The sequence below is a fragment of the Pseudoalteromonas sp. C8 genome (assembly GCF_011378685.1).
Lineage (GTDB): Bacteria > Pseudomonadota > Gammaproteobacteria > Enterobacterales > Alteromonadaceae > Pseudoalteromonas > Pseudoalteromonas arctica.
Genome location: NZ_WTKT01000003.1, coordinates 290623 through 307629, shown reverse-complemented (window position 1 = coordinate 307629; position 17007 = coordinate 290623). Strand labels below are relative to the sequence as shown.

Annotated in this window: 15 protein-coding genes and 1 pseudogene; 14 read left to right on the top strand and 2 right to left on the bottom strand. The window is 39.1% G+C overall.

The window, feature by feature from the left end; genetic code table 11:
• Positions 1 to 53: 53 nt before the first annotated feature.
• A complete protein-coding gene (locus GQR39_RS05000) occupies positions 54 to 1034 on the bottom strand; it encodes a tRNA-dihydrouridine synthase (RefSeq protein ID WP_165734966.1) in 981 nt (326 codons plus the stop codon).
• A 225-nt stretch (positions 1035 to 1259) separates the two neighbouring features.
• On the opposite strand from GQR39_RS05000, the pseudogene GQR39_RS20440 reads away from it, so the two are divergent.
• The 12 genes and pseudogenes from GQR39_RS20440 to adk all read left to right on the top strand — a co-directional run.
• Positions 1260 to 1793: pseudogene (locus GQR39_RS20440) on the top strand (hypothetical protein); the annotation flags it as partial.
• A gap of 367 nt (positions 1794 to 2160) precedes the next feature.
• Positions 2161 to 3018 (top strand): DUF692 domain-containing protein, encoded by an 858-nt coding sequence (locus tag GQR39_RS04990; protein ID WP_101217250.1) that lies wholly within the window; start codon positions 2161 to 2163, stop codon positions 3016 to 3018.
• A 36-nt stretch (positions 3019 to 3054) separates the two neighbouring features.
• The gene (locus tag GQR39_RS04985; protein WP_101217249.1) at positions 3055 to 3807 is read left to right on the top strand and encodes a putative DNA-binding domain-containing protein; all 753 of its coding nucleotides are present in this window, start codon (positions 3055 to 3057) and stop codon (positions 3805 to 3807) included.
• Between the two features lie 72 nt (positions 3808 to 3879).
• Entirely contained in the window at positions 3880 to 4002 is a 123-nt protein-coding gene (locus GQR39_RS20385) for a hypothetical protein (protein WP_002962301.1), read from the top strand.
• A 170-nt stretch (positions 4003 to 4172) separates the two neighbouring features.
• Positions 4173 to 4718, top strand: a complete 546-nt coding sequence (gene apt / locus GQR39_RS04980; protein ID WP_007584093.1) for an adenine phosphoribosyltransferase — start codon at positions 4173 to 4175, stop codon at positions 4716 to 4718.
• Between the two features lie 3 nt (positions 4719 to 4721).
• Entirely contained in the window at positions 4722 to 7241 is a 2520-nt protein-coding gene (gene dnaX, locus GQR39_RS04975) for a DNA polymerase III subunit gamma/tau (protein ID WP_165734964.1), read from the top strand.
• A 60-nt stretch (positions 7242 to 7301) separates the two neighbouring features.
• Positions 7302 to 7628: a YbaB/EbfC family nucleoid-associated protein gene (locus GQR39_RS04970; RefSeq protein WP_002962306.1), complete on the top strand. Its 327-nt coding sequence runs from the start codon at positions 7302 to 7304 to the stop codon at positions 7626 to 7628.
• Positions 7629 to 7635: 7 nt separating this feature from the next.
• Positions 7636 to 8244, top strand: coding sequence for a recombination mediator RecR (recR, locus tag GQR39_RS04965; RefSeq protein ID WP_165734963.1), 609 nt, complete (start codon positions 7636 to 7638; stop codon positions 8242 to 8244).
• Positions 8245 to 8540: 296 nt separating this feature from the next.
• Entirely contained in the window at positions 8541 to 10442 is a 1902-nt protein-coding gene (locus GQR39_RS04960) for an MFS transporter (protein WP_165734962.1), read from the top strand.
• 4 nt (positions 10443 to 10446) lie between these two features.
• A complete protein-coding gene (locus GQR39_RS04955; RefSeq protein ID WP_165734961.1) occupies positions 10447 to 11172 on the top strand; it encodes an RluA family pseudouridine synthase in 726 nt (241 codons plus the stop codon).
• 118 nt (positions 11173 to 11290) lie between these two features.
• Positions 11291 to 13204, top strand: a complete 1914-nt coding sequence (gene htpG / locus GQR39_RS04950) for a molecular chaperone HtpG (RefSeq protein ID WP_076924124.1) — start codon at positions 11291 to 11293, stop codon at positions 13202 to 13204.
• Positions 13205 to 13392: 188 nt separating this feature from the next.
• Positions 13393 to 14037: an adenylate kinase gene (adk, locus tag GQR39_RS04945; RefSeq protein WP_007584076.1), complete on the top strand. Its 645-nt coding sequence runs from the start codon at positions 13393 to 13395 to the stop codon at positions 14035 to 14037.
• An 88-nt stretch (positions 14038 to 14125) separates the two neighbouring features.
• Here adk and tpx read toward each other — a convergent pair whose 3' ends face one another.
• Entirely contained in the window at positions 14126 to 14707 is a 582-nt protein-coding gene (gene tpx / locus GQR39_RS04940) for a thiol peroxidase (protein ID WP_024598337.1), read from the bottom strand.
• 233 nt (positions 14708 to 14940) lie between these two features.
• On the opposite strand from tpx, the gene GQR39_RS04935 reads away from it, so the two are divergent.
• Complete coding sequence (locus tag GQR39_RS04935; RefSeq protein ID WP_007584074.1) at positions 14941 to 15945, top strand: response regulator; 1005 nt, start codon at positions 14941 to 14943, stop codon at positions 15943 to 15945.
• A 3-nt stretch (positions 15946 to 15948) separates the two neighbouring features.
• A complete protein-coding gene (locus GQR39_RS04930) occupies positions 15949 to 16920 on the top strand; it encodes a diguanylate cyclase (RefSeq protein ID WP_165734960.1) in 972 nt (323 codons plus the stop codon).
• Positions 16921 to 17007 lie beyond the last annotated feature (87 nt).

Here is a 17007-nt window from a genome sequence, read left to right as displayed (position 1 = left end):
CAACCTTATTAAATTGGCTTCACGTTATACTGATATTATCTAGAGGCTTTAGGTTAGCCGTTATGATTTGAATCAAGTTGCGGTGCTTTGGCGTATTTTTTTAATACGCTTGCCACATCTTCTTTACTTTTTAAACGCCTGATTTCATCAAATAAATCGATCGCTTGCGGGTATTGGCGTTTAAGGTAACCTAGCCATTGCTTTGTACGAGAAGCAAAATACTTTTCATCTTTTGCAGGGTCTTGATGAATAGCAGAGTGGATTAAGTGATAAATAATATGCTCCCATTGAAGGCCATCATATTGTTCATTATTTACATGAGCTTTAATTTTTTTTGCTAAATCAGGGTGCGAAAGGGCGCCACGACCAAGCATCAAATCAGTACATCCACTTCGTTTTTGGCAAAGCATTGCGTCCTCAACTTGCCAAATTTCACCATTGGCAACAACGGCAATATTTTTATCTTTTATTATTGGTGGAATTTTTTCCCAATAAGCTGGCGGGTTATAACCATCGCGTTTGGTTCTGGCGTGTATAGCTACACTATTTGCGCCTGCGCTTACCACAGCATCAACAATTTCTTGGCTGTTACTGTCGTCATCAAAGCCTAAGCGAATTTTTGCACTTACTTCATGTTTATCATCTACAGCATCTCGGACTGCTTTAATAATCGTATACATGTGGTCAGGATCTTTAAGCAGTACAGCACCCCCTCGACTACGATTAACGGTTTTTGCTGGGCAACCAAAGTTAAGGTCGACCCCATGAGATCCTAAAGCAATTGCTCTTACTGCATTTTCGGCTAACGGATTTGCTTCTTGGCCGAGTAATTGAACACGCACAGGAGTACCTGCTCGCGTAAATCCATTATTATGTAGTTCAGGGCAAAATCGATGAAAAACTTTATCAGGTAAGCATGTTTCAACCACTCTTACAAACTCGGTAACGCACAAATCGAACCCACCAATGTCTGTAAGTAATTGGCGCATTTTAAAATCAACGACACCTTCCATAGGTGCTAAAACAAGTTTCATAAAGTGATTAATTTTGATAAAAAACTGGACGCATAGTTTACCTGTAAATCACACATTGATAAATCTGTAATTACCAACCATATTTAATGTAGAAACCGCAAAAGTAAATATTATGAAAATAAATGAAAGTTTTTATTCTTGTACAGGTCTACTTAAGCATACAAGCAATTTAAAATATATTTTCATTGCTGAGATTTACAATACTTGATTAAAGAGAGTCACAAAATGAATACAGTTAAAAAAAATACAATCGCGTTAACTTTAGGTGCAGTAGTTGTTGGCTCTGCAAGCTTTGCATCTGCAGATGTACAAGCCAACCCATTTGAGTTTCAACAATTAGTGACAGGTTACCAACTAGACGCTAAAGAAGGTAAGTGTGGTGAAGGTAAATGTGGCGGCGATGCTAAAGATGCAAAAGCTAAAACAGAAGGTAAGTGTGGCGAAGGTAAATGTGGCGGCGATGCAAAAGATGCAAAAGCTAAAACAGAAGGTAAGTGTGGCGAAGGTAAATGTGGCGGCGATGCAAAAGATGCAAAAGCTAAAACAGAAGGTAAGTGTGGCGAAGGTAAATGTGGCGGCGATGCAAAAGATGCAAAAGCTAAAACAGAAGGCAAGTGTGGCGAAGGTAAATGTGGCGGCGACGCAAAAGATGCAAAAGCTAAAACAGAAGGCAAGTGTGGCGAAGGTAAATGTGGCGGCGATGCAAAAGATGCAAAAGCTAAAACAGAAGGCAAGTGTGGCGAAGGTAAATGTGGCGGCGACGCAAAAGATGCAAAAGCTAAAACAGAAGGCAAGTGTGGCGAAGGTAAATGTGGCGGCGATGCAAAAGATGCAAAAGCTAAAACAGAAGGCAAGTGTGGCGAAGGTAAATGTGGCGGCGACGCAAAAGATGCAAAAGCTAAAACAGAAGGCAAGTGTGGTGAAGGTAAATGTGGCGGCGATGCAAAAGATGCAAAAGCTAAAACAGAAGGCAAATGTGGTGAAGGTAAATGCGGCGGCGATGCTAAAAAAACTAAAAAAGAAGGTAAGTGCGGCGAAGGCAAATGTGGCGGTCGTTAATATCTTATTCTAAATAAGTTATGCTAAAAGGGCCTTAAGGCCCTTTTTTGATAAGTTAGAGGTAGTTATGACACAAATCCAGAGTACAGATTTCGGGATGGTGGGCCTTGGCCTACGACGAGAAATGCTTGATGAACTGCTTGAACACGTACCTAATCAAGTAGATTTTTTGGAAGTTGCGCCAGAGAACTGGTTAAAACTAGGTGGACGCTTTAAAAAGCAATTTAGAACATTAACAGATGCAAATAATTTTGTGTGTCATGGATTATCACTGTCTATCGGTTCACCCGAACCACTGGATGTTGAATTTGTTAAATCTTTAAAAGTTTTTTTTGAAGAGCACAATATAAAAATTTTCAGTGAGCACTTAAGTTACTGTTCCGGTACAGGCCATATGTATGACTTAATGCCTATTCCGTTTACACAAGATGCAATAGCACATGTTGTCCCTCGTATTAAACAAGTACAAGACATACTTGAGCAGCAAATTGCGATAGAAAATGTTTCCTATTATGGCGCTCCTGGACAGCAATTATCAGAGCTGGAATTTACAAATACCATTTTAGAGCAAGCAGACTGCAAGCTTTTACTGGATGTGAATAACATTTATGTGAATTCGATTAATCATGGCTATAACGCACAAGAGTTTTTAACAGGGTTACCCTCTAATCGTATCGCCTATGGGCACGTTGCAGGCCATTATAATGAGGCTGATGACTTAATAGTTGATACACATGGTGCTGATGTCATTGATCCTGTGTGGGAGCTACTGGATAAAGCATATGAAGTGCATGGCGTATTTCCAACCTTGCTTGAGCGCGATTTTAATATCCCTACCATGAATATTTTAACCAAAGAGTTAGATATAATTCATGAGCTACAAGCTAAACACATTACTTCAACTGTTTTAAAACAACGAGCTTAATATAAGCCTTTATAAATATTAAAAGAGTGCCTGGTTATGAGCTTTATTGAAATACAAAACGAATTTATGGCGCATATTCGCGAGCCTAAAAAAAATAAAAAGCCCAGCGGTATCGAAGACAGACGTATGGCCATTTATCGCGACCTATTTTTTAATAACATTGAAGGTTTTATATCATCAGGTTTTCCGGTATTAAAAACCTTATATACAGACAAGCAATGGCTGGTCCTTGTACGCAAATTTTTTAGCGAATATGATTGTCATTCGCCGTACTTTTTAGATATAGCAGGGGAGTTTATTAATTACTTATCAAGTGATTATAAAATGAAAAGATACGATCCCGTGTTTATGCTAGAACTTGCACATTATGAGTGGGTAGAGCTAGATGTATCGATTGCACACGAAGATGAGCAAGAGCAAAAATTACAAACAACAGCGCTTACTAGTTCTGCTTTGCATTTATCGAAAACGGCAAGAAATTTAAGTTATCAATTTCCGGTTCAAAATATTAGCAATCGCTTTATACCAAAAGAGCCATCACCTCAGCCTAATTATTTTGTTGTATATAGAGATGAAGATGATGACGTTCAATTTCTGGCTACGAATGCGATGACTGCTTTGTTGCTATCAATTATTGAGGCAAGTGATGGAGCGACATTTGACGACGTTTGCCAACAGGTATTCGCTCATGCACCACAATTTAATGCAGATCAAATTGCTCAAGGCGCATTGGTTACCCTTAATGCAATGGTTGAACGCGGTGTAATTGTGACAAAAAATCAAGATTAAGGTCTTTATTGATGATTTTACATCGTCTATTATGGCAGCCTTATTTGTCGTGCTTAATAAAAGGTTGTACCAATGTCAGATGATAAAGACTTTAAAGATCCGTTCAATGCTACTTATTTTCTTGCTTTCTTAGCTGTATTTGCAGGGATTGGTTGTTTAAATGCAATATTAGGCTGGATCACTAGCTTAACTTAAAATGCATAGCGTTTATTAAGGCTGTTGCTTACTTCAGCCTTGAACCACTTTATTTTAATTACACCCCCATAGTTAATACTTCTTTTATAGTAACGCCAAACTCGCAATTAAAGGTTAGTTAAGGTTATAATCACCTGCTTTGTAATATAAACAATTGAGCAGTTAAAATTATGACTCAAGTAACACCAGCAATTATCAAAAACAGCATAACTACAATTGCTGATTATCCAAAGCCGGGCATCATGTTTCGCGATGTAACCACTTTAATGGCAAATCCAGAAGCCTTTAAAGCAACTATTGACGCGTTTATCGCAGAATATAAAGATCAGGGTTTTACTAAAATAATTGGCACAGAATCACGTGGCTTTATTTTTGGTGCGCCACTGTCTTACGCATTAGGCATTCCGTTTATTCCAGTTCGTAAACCAGGTAAGTTACCACGCGAAGTTATTCGTCAAGATTACTTACTTGAGTACGGTGAAGACACGCTAGAGCTGCATGTTGATGCAATTGTACCTGGCGATAAAGTATTATTAGTTGATGACTTATTAGCAACTGGCGGCACAATTGAAGCCACCGCTAAATTAGTTCATAAACTAGGTGGCGAAGCCACAGATGCTGCATTTGTTGTATCACTACCAGAGCTTGGTGGCGAGCAGCGCATCAAAAAAATGGGTATTAAAATCCTAAAATTGGTTGAATTCGAAGGCGAGTAATCGATGAGTTATCAGGTTCTAGCGAGAAAATGGCGTCCTCAAACCTTTCATGAATTGGTTGGGCAGTCTCATGTTAAGCAAGCGCTTGTAAATGCGCTTACACAAAATAGACTGCATCACGCTTATTTATTCACTGGAACCCGCGGTGTAGGTAAAACCACTATTGCGCGTATTTTTGCTAAAAGCTTAAATTGCGACGAAGGTATATCTGCAAATCCGTGTGGCCAATGTAGCAGCTGTTTAGATATAGAAGCAGGGCGCTACATTGACTTACTCGAAATAGATGCGGCTTCTCGTACAAAAGTAGAAGACACCCGCGAAATACTCGATAACGTTCAATATGCACCAACACGTGGACGTTATAAAGTATACCTAATCGATGAAGTTCACATGCTTTCTAAGCACAGCTTTAATGCGCTTTTAAAAACGCTTGAAGAGCCACCAGAGCATGTGAAATTTTTATTGGCGACGACCGACCCTCAAAAACTACCAGTTACTATTTTATCTCGCTGTTTACAATTTAACTTAAATGCCTTGTCGCAAAGTGAAATTAAAACACAGCTTGAACACGTACTTACTCAAGAGCAGCTTAGCTTTGATACCGATGCACTTAGCATTATTTCAAAAGCCGCTGATGGCAGTATGCGTGATGCGCTTAGCTTAACCGACCAAGCTATCGCACAAACAAATGGTGATATTAATAATCAAGCAGTACAAACAATGCTTGGTTTAATGGATACTCATTATAGCCAAAGCTTGCTTGCAGCATTACTTGCACAAGATGGCGCTGCGCTAATGGATGAGATTGCGCAGGTGGCAAGTCGTAATCCTAATTATGTGGCATTGCTTGATGATTTAATTGCACTTACGCATTTGACCCAACTAACCCAGTTAGTGCCAGAAGCGGCAGGGCTAGATGAAAAAAATGTAGATTATATTGCTCATGTTGCACAACATACGAGCCCACAACAAATTCAAATTTATTATCAGTTACTGTTAAATGGTAAAAAAGATTTACAATGGGCACCAGAGCCTCGCTTAGGTTTTGAAATGATAATGCTAAGATTATTAGCATTTAAGCCTACAGACGCTCAACAAACTGTACACACAGTAAACGAAGAGCCGGCCCCAAATAAACAAGGCCGTGCAAATGCACTGCGAGATATATTAAATAAAACATCGCAAAACACTGTAGCTAGCCAAAGTAGTGTCCCTGTAAATAATACTAAGCCAGTTAGCAATACAGAGCAGACTAAATCCCTTGAGATAGAGCCTTTACCAAATGTTGCTGCTCAGACATCGAATAATAACGTCGTACAAAGTAATAATGAGCCTGCCCAAGTTGCAGTAGAGCAACCGGTTCAACAAAGTGAAAACGCTTTTGAACAACAGGCTTCAGCTAATGAACAACCACAAACCAATGTTGTTTCGGATGCTCAAGCCCAGCGCCAAAGTGAAGATGAAGCTTACATGCAACATAGTGATGCTGAGCAAACGTTAGCTTCGCAGTTTGACGATATAATGAGTAGCGCTGTAGATCAGGGTTTTAAACCTGCACCTACTGCAAACTCAGAGTTTTCACCAGAGCCCTTAACAAATCACAATGCAAGTACGCCAATAGCTGAACAAGAAGCGCAGGCGCAATCTGCCATTGCTCGTATTTTACGTGACAGAAACATATCGGGTGCGGGTAGGTTATCAGGCAAGAGTACAAGTACATCTGCAAATAATGTAGCAGTGCAGCCAAGCCAAGCGCCTGCTAAAAAGCCAGAACAACATCCAAGAATGCCTAAAGCCCAAAGTGTTCATCAAGGTAGTGCAGATACAAGTGTAAGTGAGCTTAATAGCCCTTCAAGTACTACGTCTGGCGATATCCCTCCTTGGGCAACTGATAGCGAAGGTGAGAGTGAAAAAAAGCATGAGCTCCCAGTAACAGGGGGCCAAACCCAGGCACATAATCACTCCAACATAAAGCCAGCTAGTAAGATTGATTTTAAAGCAAAGCACCAAACAATTACTGAAAATCTTGCGCCAGAATTACTTGAGCAAATAAACCCTCAAAAAGCGCCTGAAATAGTGCCAGAGGAAGTAAGTATTCCTGCCCCTGATGATTTTCAAAGCCCAATTAGTGAAATTAGATTTGCACATCAACAAGATGAATGGGCTTATTTAATTAAACGTATGGGACTGGGTGGTCGTATGCGCCAATTTGCATTGCATTCAATATTTACCAAGCAAGGCAACAGTTTACATATAGACGTTGATGAATCACAAAAGCATTTGGATACACCGATGCTTCGCCAAAGATTAGATGCCGCATTGTCGAGTATTTATGAGCATAACGTGTCGTTAAGTATTAATTTTGCTAAGGGAGTTATTGACTCTCCTTATCTTATTCAGCAAAAAATTGATGCAGGTCGTCATCAACAAGCAATCGATGTGATCACATCTGACGAAAACATAGTACAATTTCAGCAAGTATTTAGCGCCGAAATTGACGAAAACAGTATTCAGGCATTGTAATTACTTACAATCGCCCTTATGTTCATGTTAATTAATGTATTAAAAGAAAGAGAGAAAGTTATGTTTAAAGGTGGAATGGGCAACATGATGAAGCAAGCGCAGCAAATGCAAGATCGCATGCAAAAAGCCCAAGACGAAATCGCAACATTAGAAGTTGTTGGCGAAGCCGGTGCCGGTTTAGTTAAAGTAACCATGCTTGGTAACCACAATGTACGTCGTGTTCAACTTGATGAAAGCCTTATGGAAGACGACAAAGACATGATTGAAGACTTACTTGCAGCAGCATGTAACGATGCTGTACGCCGTGTTGCAGAAGAAACACAAGAGCGCATGGGTAAAGTAACTGGCGGTATGCAATTACCACCAGGTATGAAAATGCCGTTTTAAGTAAATAATGCAACTTTCAGATAGTTTAAATCAGCTTATAGAAGCACTGCGCTGTCAACCGGGCATTGGTCCAAAATCAGCGCAACGTATTGCTTTTCACTTGCTTGAGCGCGACCGAAAGGGAGGCACTCAGCTGGGCAATGCATTGACTAAAGCAATGACAGCCATAGGGCATTGTCAGTCTTGTCGTACTTTTTGCGAACAAGCCCAGTGCGATATTTGTTTAAGTACAAAACGCCAAGATAGCGGCATATTATGTGTTGTTGAATCGCCTACTGATGTGCTTGCCATTGAGCAAACGGGTCAGTACTTAGGGCTATACTTTGTTTTAATGGGTCATTTATCGCCAATTGACGGTATCGGCCCTAAAGAAATTGGCTTAGACGTTTTAGAGCGAAAACTTGCTCAAGGCGGTATTAATGAGGTTATTTTAGCGACTAACCCTACCGTTGAAGGCGATACTACAGCTCATTATATTGCTCAGCTTTGTCATAAATATAAAGTAGGTGCTTCGCGGATTGCTCACGGTATTCCTGTGGGAGGCGAGCTTGATTTAGTAGATGGTAGAACGCTTATGCATGCTTTTAGCGGCAGGCGTTTAGTTACACAAGACTAACTTTAAGTCACTATTTGAAAAGATATTATAAAAGCCTACATGATTAAATTATGTAGGCTTTTTTGTTTTTAAGGTAAGCTTAGAAACAATCTAATACCAATCCGCAATAATACTTAATCATTTTGCGGGGCTAAACGTGTCGCTACCTGCGTTAAAAAATTCTCATTTAGAACAACTAAATAGCGAATTTTTTGCCTAGCTATCAACACGTTTTTCCGCCCTCAAAATAGATCATTTAATTAAACAAATTGGTATAATATATTTTTGGGCTATGTCTCTAATTAGTAAGGAATACAATGAAAGATAATCAACCCTACCAAGGTACATTACTGGGTAGTAAGCGTTTTTTACCGCTTTTTATTACGCAGTTTTTCTCAGCGATAAACGATAACGTGTATAAGCAATCAGTGCTTATTTTATTGATATTCCAGGCTGCAACGCTTGCTGATGGCGCACTTTATTCAAATATTGCTGCTGGGTTATTTATCCTACCTTTCTTTTTATTTTCAGGGATAGCGGGGCAGTTAGCTGAAAAAACAGAAAAATCCAAACTAATCAGAATCGTAAAGCTATGTGAAATCCCTATTATGGTTGTAGGGGCAGTCTCGATTTTAACGCAATACGTTTGGCTGATGTTAGCCACCGTGTTTTTAATGGGCGTACAAAGTACATTTTTTGGTCCATTAAAATACTCTATTTTACCGCAGCACGTAGCCCCTAACGAATTAACAAAAGCGAATGGCTTGGTTGAATCAGGCACGTTTGTAGCGATACTAATGGGTACAATTTTTGGCACCTATTATATTACTCAATCAGTAGGGCCTACGCTTATAAGTATTGCCGTATTAGTACTGGCTGTTATGGGTTATGTGAGCAGTCGCTTTATACCCATTAGTGAGGCAAACGAGCCTAACTTAAAATTTACCTATAATATATTTTCATCCACGAAAAATGTATTTTCAGCACTTAATTCGCAAACAGAATCGGTTGGTAAATCAGTCCTCGGGATCAGTTGGTTTTGGTTAATTGGCGCAATTATTTTAACGTCCCTACCAAATTATGTAAAACACACAATGGGCGGCGATGAACTGGTTGTAACTAGCGCGCTTGTTGTGTTTTCACTAAGTATTGCTATTGGTTCGTTATTGTGTGAAAAGCTTTCTCGCTCTCGAATAGAATTAGGAATTGTGCCTTTTGGCGCTATTTTAATTACCTTGTTTTTATACTTACTGAGCCAAGAGCCAGCCATTAGCTCTTATTTACCTCAAAACCTTGAATTATTGACGCTTGATCAGTTATTAAAAACAGGCGACATGTTGTGGCATTTTGTATGGATGGCAGGCATTGGTATTGGCTCTGGTTTTTACACTGTACCGCTGTATGCGCTTATTCAACAGCGTACTGAAGAGTCGAGTCGCTCACGAGTTATAGCGGCTAACAATGTATTAAATGCACTGTTTATGGTGGGCAGTGCTGTTTTAAGTATTGTAACGCTGTCTGTTTTTCAGTGGAGTATTTCAGAGTTGCTACTGTTACTTGCTGGGCTAAACTTACTTATATCTGTTTATATTTATACCAAAGTACCAGAGTTCTTTTTACGATTTATTATATATATTTTAGCTATTTGTATGTACAGAGTGCGTACAAAAGGTGAAAGTAATATTCCAGATGAAGGCGCTGCCGTTATAGTGTGTAATCACGTGAGCTTTGTCGATTGGATGTTTATTTTAGCCGCATCACCAAGGCCTATCCGATTTATGGTATTTGCCCCTATTTATTATTCGCCAGCCCTACATTGGTTATTTAAAATGGCCAAAGCTATTCCCATTAACAGTGAAAAAACCAATCCGGAAGCGTTTAAAAAAGCCTTTGACGAAGTGGCTGCTGCGCTTAATAAAGGCGAACTTGTTGGTATTTTCCCTGAAGGAAAACTAACCAGTGACGGCTCTATCGATATTTTTCGCCGTGGAATCGAGCGCATTATTGAGCGCTCACCTGTGCCTGTTATTCCTGTGCATTTAGGGGGCCTGTGGGGAAGTATGTTTAGCCGAAAAGCTAAGTGGCAACTACCACGATTAAAATGCTCTTTAGTGTCGGTTGCAGTAGGTACCCCGATTGCTGCTGACAAAGTAGTAGCAGACGATTTGCGTGAGCAAGTATTGGCTTTAAAAGCGCTTCATTCAAAAGATATTGATTAATTTAATGGCTAACTCAATATTGGATACACCAGTAGAGTCACAAATGATTGTTGATGACTTTGTAGCGCCTAAGTGCGACGGGTTTATTGAAATATTATATCAAGATGATGATATTTTACTGATCAATAAACCCAGTGGGTTATTAAGTTTGTCTGGTAAGAATCCGCTTAACTGGGACTCAGTACATTACCGTTTAGTACATGGTCAAAAAGAGTTAACAGCCGCATTTGCTGAGGCAAAGTTACCGCATCGGTTAGATTTGGGTACATCGGGCATTATGATTGTTGGATTAAACGCCAAAGCATCAAAGCATCTTAATAAACAGTTTCAGGCGCGTACTATCCAAAAGCGTTATGTAGCCATGTTAGAGGGTAGCTTAGCTGTTGATGAGGGGGAAATTACTGCACCAATAGCAAAAGATAAACTGCTTTTTCCGCGAGTTAAAATTTGCCAAACGACGGGCAAAGTAGCGGTGAGTGAATATAGTGTGCTTGAGCGGCTTAAACAACCGTGCAGAACCTTAGTGCAATTTACGCCCGTTACCGGACGTACCCATCAATTACGAATACACAGCCAGTTTATAGGGCACCCAATTTTAGGCTGTGATTTATATAAAAGTGCGCAAAGTGAGTACATGGCGGGACGCTTACAATTACATGCCAGCGATTTATATTTTGAACATCCAACAACAGGTGAAAAGATTCATATTAATTGTCCGCACCCATTTTAGATAAACGAGATATTCTATTTTTTCGTTTCACCTTTTTTTGATTTTTCCCTTGAAGTTCTAACACCTCACCCCATATTAAGTGCATAACGCAGACACTTTGCAAATTGGAGATATATAAATGACTGCAGCACAAAAAGAAACATTAGGCTTTCAAACAGAAGTAAAACAATTATTAAACTTAATGATTCATTCTCTTTATTCTAATAAAGAAATATTTTTACGCGAACTTGTGTCAAACGCATCAGATGCGGCAGACAAGTTACGCTTTTTAGCGCTATCTCAAGGCGACCTTTACCAAGGTGATGCCGATTTACGTGTTCGTATTAGCGCAGATAAAGAAGCAAATACAATTACCATTTCTGATAATGGTATTGGTATGACACGTGATGAAGTAATAAGCTCATTGGGTACTATTGCAAAGTCGGGTACTGCTGAGTTTTTCAAAAACTTAACGGGTGATCAAAGTAAAGATTCACAATTAATTGGTCAATTTGGTGTTGGTTTTTACTCAGCATTTATTGTTGCTGATTTAGTAACTGTTCGTACACGTAAAGCCGGTGAAACAACCGCTTACGAGTGGGAATCTCAAGGTGAAGGCGAATACACGCTTCAAGAAATTGAAAAAGAAGGCCGTGGGACCGACATTATTTTACATCTTCGTGATGAAGAAAAAGAATTTGCTGACGATTACCGCTTACGTGGCATTGTTACAAAATACTCAGACCATATTTCAACACCTGTACAAATGTTTAAAGCAGAAGTACCAGAGTCTGAAGGCGAAGACGGCGAAAAAATTCCAGCAGTACCAGGTGAGTGGGAAAGCATTAACCGTGCAACTGCATTGTGGACGCGTGATAAGTCAGAGCTTTCTGATGAAGAATACAAAGAGTTTTACAAGCACGTAAGCCACGACTGGGAAGATCCACTTAGCTGGGCACATAATAAGGTTGAAGGTAAAACTGAATACACGAGCCTTTTATACATCCCTAAAAAAGCACCTTTCGATTTATGGAACCGTGAACGTCAAAGTGGCTTAAAGCTTTACGTACAACGTGTATTTGTAATGGATGATGCTGAGCAGTTCATGCCAAGCTACCTTCGTTTTGTGAAAGGTTTACTAGATTCAAACGATTTACCTCTAAACGTATCTCGTGAAATTCTACAAGACAACAAAGTAACGCAAGCTATTCGTAAAGGGTGTACATCGCGCATTATTAAAATGCTTGAGCGTATGGCTAAAAACAAAGCTGACGATTACCAAGTATTTTGGAACGAGTTTGGCCAAGTAATGAAAGAAGGCCCAGCTGAAGATGCGGCAAATAAAGAAGCTGTGTGTAAACTATTACGTTTTTCTTCGACTCATACTGATTCAGAAACGCAAGATGTGTCGCTTGAGCAATATGTTGAGCGCATGAACGAAGGTCAGGATAAAATTTACTATGTAGTAGCTGATACATTTACCTCTGCGAAAAATTCTCCGCATTTAGAGATTTTCCGCAAAAAAGGCATTGAAGTATTACTACTAAGTGACCGTGTTGATGAGTGGATGATGAGCCACTTAACTGAATTTGCTGATAAGCAACTACAGTCAATTACACGTGGTGACCTAGATTTAGGTAAACTTGACGACGAAGAAACTAAAAAAGCACAAGAAGAGTCTGAAAAAGAAATGGCTGGGCTTGTTGAACGTATTAAAACAGCATTAGGTGAAGACGTTAAAGAAGTACGCTTTACGCACCGCTTAACAGATTCTCCAGCGTGTGTTGTAAGCGACGACAACGATATGAGCTCACAAATGCAAAAGCTAATGGAGTCTGTAGGTCAAGCAGCCCCTGAAGCAAAACCTGTGTTTGAGCTAAACCCAGAGCATCAACTTGTTAAGCATTTGAATGACGAACAAGATGAAGATAAATTTTCACAGTGGTCACATGTTTTATTAGACCAAGCATTACTTGCAGAGCGCGGTACACTTAAAGATCCAACTGGGTTTGTTACTCGCCTAAACAAACTAATGCTTGAACTAAGCAAGTAGTCAGTTAACTATTTAGTTAATAAAAGTATAAATTATATACTTTAAATAAAAGGGAACGTATGTTCCCTTTTTTAATGCGCTGTAAATACATCAACAACTCATCAATTAGTATAAGTTGCTTGAGTATCGGCGGCGCTTGTGGAAGAATTCAGGCTTTAAAATAAATATCCATACTAGGGGACAATAATATGCGCATTATTCTTTTGGGCGCGCCGGGTGCAGGTAAAGGTACTCAAGCTCAGTTTTTAATGGACAAATACGGTATTCCACAAATTTCTACTGGCGACATGTTACGTGCAGCAATTAAAGAGGGCACGCCATTAGGCTTAGAAGCAAAAAAAGTAATGGATGCTGGTCAACTAATTTCTGACGATATTATTATTGGTTTAGTAAAAGAGCGTATTACTAAAGCTGATTGTGAGAAAGGTTTTTTACTTGATGGCTTCCCACGCACAATTCCTCAAGCTGATGCGATGAAAGAAAATGGCGTAGTGGTTGATCACGTTATTGAATTTGACGTGGCTGACGAAGTGATTGTTGAACGTATGGGCGGACGTCGCGTTCATCCTGGTTCTGGTCGTGTTTACCATATTGTATATAATCCACCAAAAGTGGAAGGTAAAGACAACGAAACTGGAGATGACTTAATTGTTCGCGCTGACGATACTGAAGAAACAGTACGTAAACGTTTAGGTATTTATCACGAGCAAACTATGCCATTAGTTGATTACTACCAAGCAGAAGCTGCTGCTGGTAATACTCAATACCACAAACTAGATGGTACACAAGCTGTTGAAGCTGTTAGTTCACAACTTGGTGAGCTTTTAGGTTAATTATAAAAGCACATTAAAAAACCGCCAATTGGCGGTTTTTTGTTTTAAGGCTGTTTAGCATTGCTTAATCAATGCTATTTAATCGGCTTTACAGCGTTTTAAGTTTCTCAATTACGCTGTTGTATTCTGGTTCAGTTGAAAGGCTACTAACTAATTGTTTATAAATGACGTTATGGCTTTCATCTAAAATAAATACAGTTCGCGTTAATAAGCCCATATCTTTAATAATCAATCCGTATTTTTGGCCAAAATCGCGCCAAACAGAATCTGATAACGTAGTGATTTTATCGATATTTTCAGCTTTGCAAAAACGCTTTTGAGCAAATGGTAAATCAGCACTAATTGTTAGCATTACAACACTTGGAAATTGCGAGGCTACTTTTTCATTGAAATGCTTAGTTTGCAGGCTACAAATACCTGTATCAAGACTTGGCACTACACTTATCAATACAGCTTGGCCTTTGTAATCCTCAAGCGTTACAGGGATGAAGTTGTCATCAACTACTTTGAAATTTGGCGCGCTATCTCCAACAGAGATCCCTTTGCCTAATAAAGTGACTGGTTTGCCTTGTGCAGATACTTTTCCTATGTCTAGCGTGTTTTCTGGGTAATCGGCTGCAATAGCCACAGAGCAAAATGCGCTCAAAGCAAAGGTAAGTGAACGTAACATAAGGTATTTCCTTTTAAATTAACGCAATGGGCGTCAGTGTATTATACTGCGCTATAGTAACCAAGAGATTATACCGCTCTGATGAAGTTGGGATTAGTTCTGCAATATAAAAATTGTAACTGTGCTAAACTTTGATTAACATGAAGTTACAAAATATATCTTCAATAATAAAAATAAAAACCATCATAAAATGATTTTAATGCTCATTACTGGTTTAGAAACAGAGAGATAATATGTCAACATCGGTACTAATATGTGATGACTCAAAATTAGCTAGGCGTCAGCTAGCTCGTTCATTACCTGAAGATTGGGATATTAAAGTTGAATTTGCACTCGACGGCGTTGATTGCATAAAGCAAATAAAGTTAATTGAACCAGAAATACTTTTTCTCGATTTAAACATGCCTGAAATGGATGGGTATGAAGTATTAATCGCTATGAAAGAACAGGGGCTAAACATACTCACTGTTGTTGTCTCTGGTGATATACAGCCAAGTGCACATCAAAGAGTGCTTGAACTTGGTGCTATCGATTTCATTCAAAAACCATGTTCCCCCGAAAAACTAGCCAGCATAATTGAACACCATGGGATTAAAGATAAAGCCATGCGTGAGCGTCTCTCTCATTCGCTTGGAGAGCAAGTTGACCCTGATGTTCGGGATATATACCAAGAACTCACTAACGTTGCTATGGGACAGGCTGGGGATTTACTTGCGCGCCTTCTTAATGTGTTTGTAGAGCTACCAATTCCTAATGTGAATATTTTGGAAGTTAATGAACTCGATATGGCGCTGCAGTCTATAGATAATAATGCAGCTACATCGGGTGTGTGCCAGGGCTTTATTGGCGGTGGCATTTCGGGCGAGGCGTTATTACTTTTAAATGATTCAAGCTTTAAAGAAATAGCTTCTTTGATGAATTATGACGGCGAGTTAAACGATAAAATTGAACTTGAGCTGCTTATGGATATTAGTAATATTTTGATAGGCGCTATTTTAACGGGGCTTTCTAAGCAGCTCGATATGTCATTTAGCCAAGGGCACCCGATTGTACTTGGCCAACACCGAGACGTGTCTGAACTGGTTAAATCAAATAAGTCACGTTGGCAGCGTACGCTTGCTATAGAGATTAGTTACGGTATTGAAAACCATGATATAAATTGCGATCTCATGCTGTTATTTACTGAAGATTCACTTAAAACTTTGAAGTACAAAGTTGCTTACCTATTAGAAGATTAAGTTATGGCTGCTGATTTAGAGATGACTGAAATCCATTGGTTAATGGATATGTTCAATACCGTTGATGTAGGCCTTGTAGTGCTTAATAGAGACTATAAAGTGTGTGTATGGAATGGTTTTATGGAAAACCATTCAGGGCTTCTACCAAGCGCAGTAAAAGATAAAGACCTATTTGATTTATTTCCAGCAATAGACGAAAAATGGTTTAGAAGTAAATCAGAATCGGTTTTTGTTTTAAAAAACCGCTCTTTTACGATTTGGGAGCAGCAGCCATACATTTTTAGGTTTAAAAATTATCGACCTATTACTGGTAAAGCTGATTACATGTATCAAAATGCGACATTTATCCCTCTTACAAATACGATGGGCGAAGTTAGCCATATTTGTATTATTTTGTATGATGTAACAGATGTCGCGGTAAATAAAAAAGAGCTTGAAGAGTTAAACAAAAAATTAGAACAAGTAAGTCAAACAGATAGCTTAACGCAGCTTGCAAACCGTGGACACTGGGAAGGTACGCTACGCCAAGAGTTTTTAAGAGTTAAGCGAAGTGGTGGCTGTAGTACATTATTAATGTTTGATATTGATCACTTTAAAAAAATAAATGATGAATATGGCCATAGCTGTGGTGATGAATCGCTTCGTCATTTATCTAACTTACTACGTACGACGCTGCGCGAAACTGATGTTGCAGGGCGTTATGGCGGTGAAGAGTTTGCAGTGACATTACTTGATACAGATAAAGAAGGCGCTTTTGTGTTTGCTGAGCGTTTAAGGGTATTGATTGAAACTAACCCTGTGAAGTATAAACACTTTGAAATAACAATGACGGTAAGTATAGGGCTGGCTGGTAGGAGTAATGATTTTAAAAATCATGAGCGCTGGATAGAGGCTGCAGATAAAGCACTGTACCAATCTAAAAATACAGGGCGAAATAAAGTAATAGCCTACGAAGATATAAAAAATGACGCTTGAGCGTCATTTTTTATATCCAGAATTTAGGGTTAAATAATAGTGTGTTTTTTTACGATCTGCTGAGCAAACCCAATCAGTATGAAAATT

Coding starts and splice junctions, on each gene's coding strand:
- GQR39_RS05000 (WP_165734966.1), bottom strand. CDS start 1,034: ATGAAACTTGTTTTAGCACCTATGGAAGGTGTCGTTGATTTTAAAATG.
- GQR39_RS04990 (WP_101217250.1), top strand. CDS start 2,161: ATGACACAAATCCAGAGTACAGATTTCGGGATGGTGGGCCTTGGCCTA.
- GQR39_RS04985 (WP_101217249.1), top strand. CDS start 3,055: ATGAGCTTTATTGAAATACAAAACGAATTTATGGCGCATATTCGCGAG.
- GQR39_RS20385 (WP_002962301.1), top strand. CDS start 3,880: ATGTCAGATGATAAAGACTTTAAAGATCCGTTCAATGCTACTTATTTT.
- apt (WP_007584093.1), top strand. CDS start 4,173: ATGACTCAAGTAACACCAGCAATTATCAAAAACAGCATAACTACAATT.
- dnaX (WP_165734964.1), top strand. CDS start 4,722: ATGAGTTATCAGGTTCTAGCGAGAAAATGGCGTCCTCAAACCTTTCAT.
- GQR39_RS04970 (WP_002962306.1), top strand. CDS start 7,302: ATGTTTAAAGGTGGAATGGGCAACATGATGAAGCAAGCGCAGCAAATG.
- recR (WP_165734963.1), top strand. CDS start 7,636: ATGCAACTTTCAGATAGTTTAAATCAGCTTATAGAAGCACTGCGCTGT.
- GQR39_RS04960 (WP_165734962.1), top strand. CDS start 8,541: ATGAAAGATAATCAACCCTACCAAGGTACATTACTGGGTAGTAAGCGT.
- GQR39_RS04955 (WP_165734961.1), top strand. CDS start 10,447: ATGGCTAACTCAATATTGGATACACCAGTAGAGTCACAAATGATTGTT.
- htpG (WP_076924124.1), top strand. CDS start 11,291: ATGACTGCAGCACAAAAAGAAACATTAGGCTTTCAAACAGAAGTAAAA.
- adk (WP_007584076.1), top strand. CDS start 13,393: ATGCGCATTATTCTTTTGGGCGCGCCGGGTGCAGGTAAAGGTACTCAA.
- tpx (WP_024598337.1), bottom strand. CDS start 14,707: ATGTTACGTTCACTTACCTTTGCTTTGAGCGCATTTTGCTCTGTGGCT.
- GQR39_RS04935 (WP_007584074.1), top strand. CDS start 14,941: ATGTCAACATCGGTACTAATATGTGATGACTCAAAATTAGCTAGGCGT.
- GQR39_RS04930 (WP_165734960.1), top strand. CDS start 15,949: ATGGCTGCTGATTTAGAGATGACTGAAATCCATTGGTTAATGGATATG.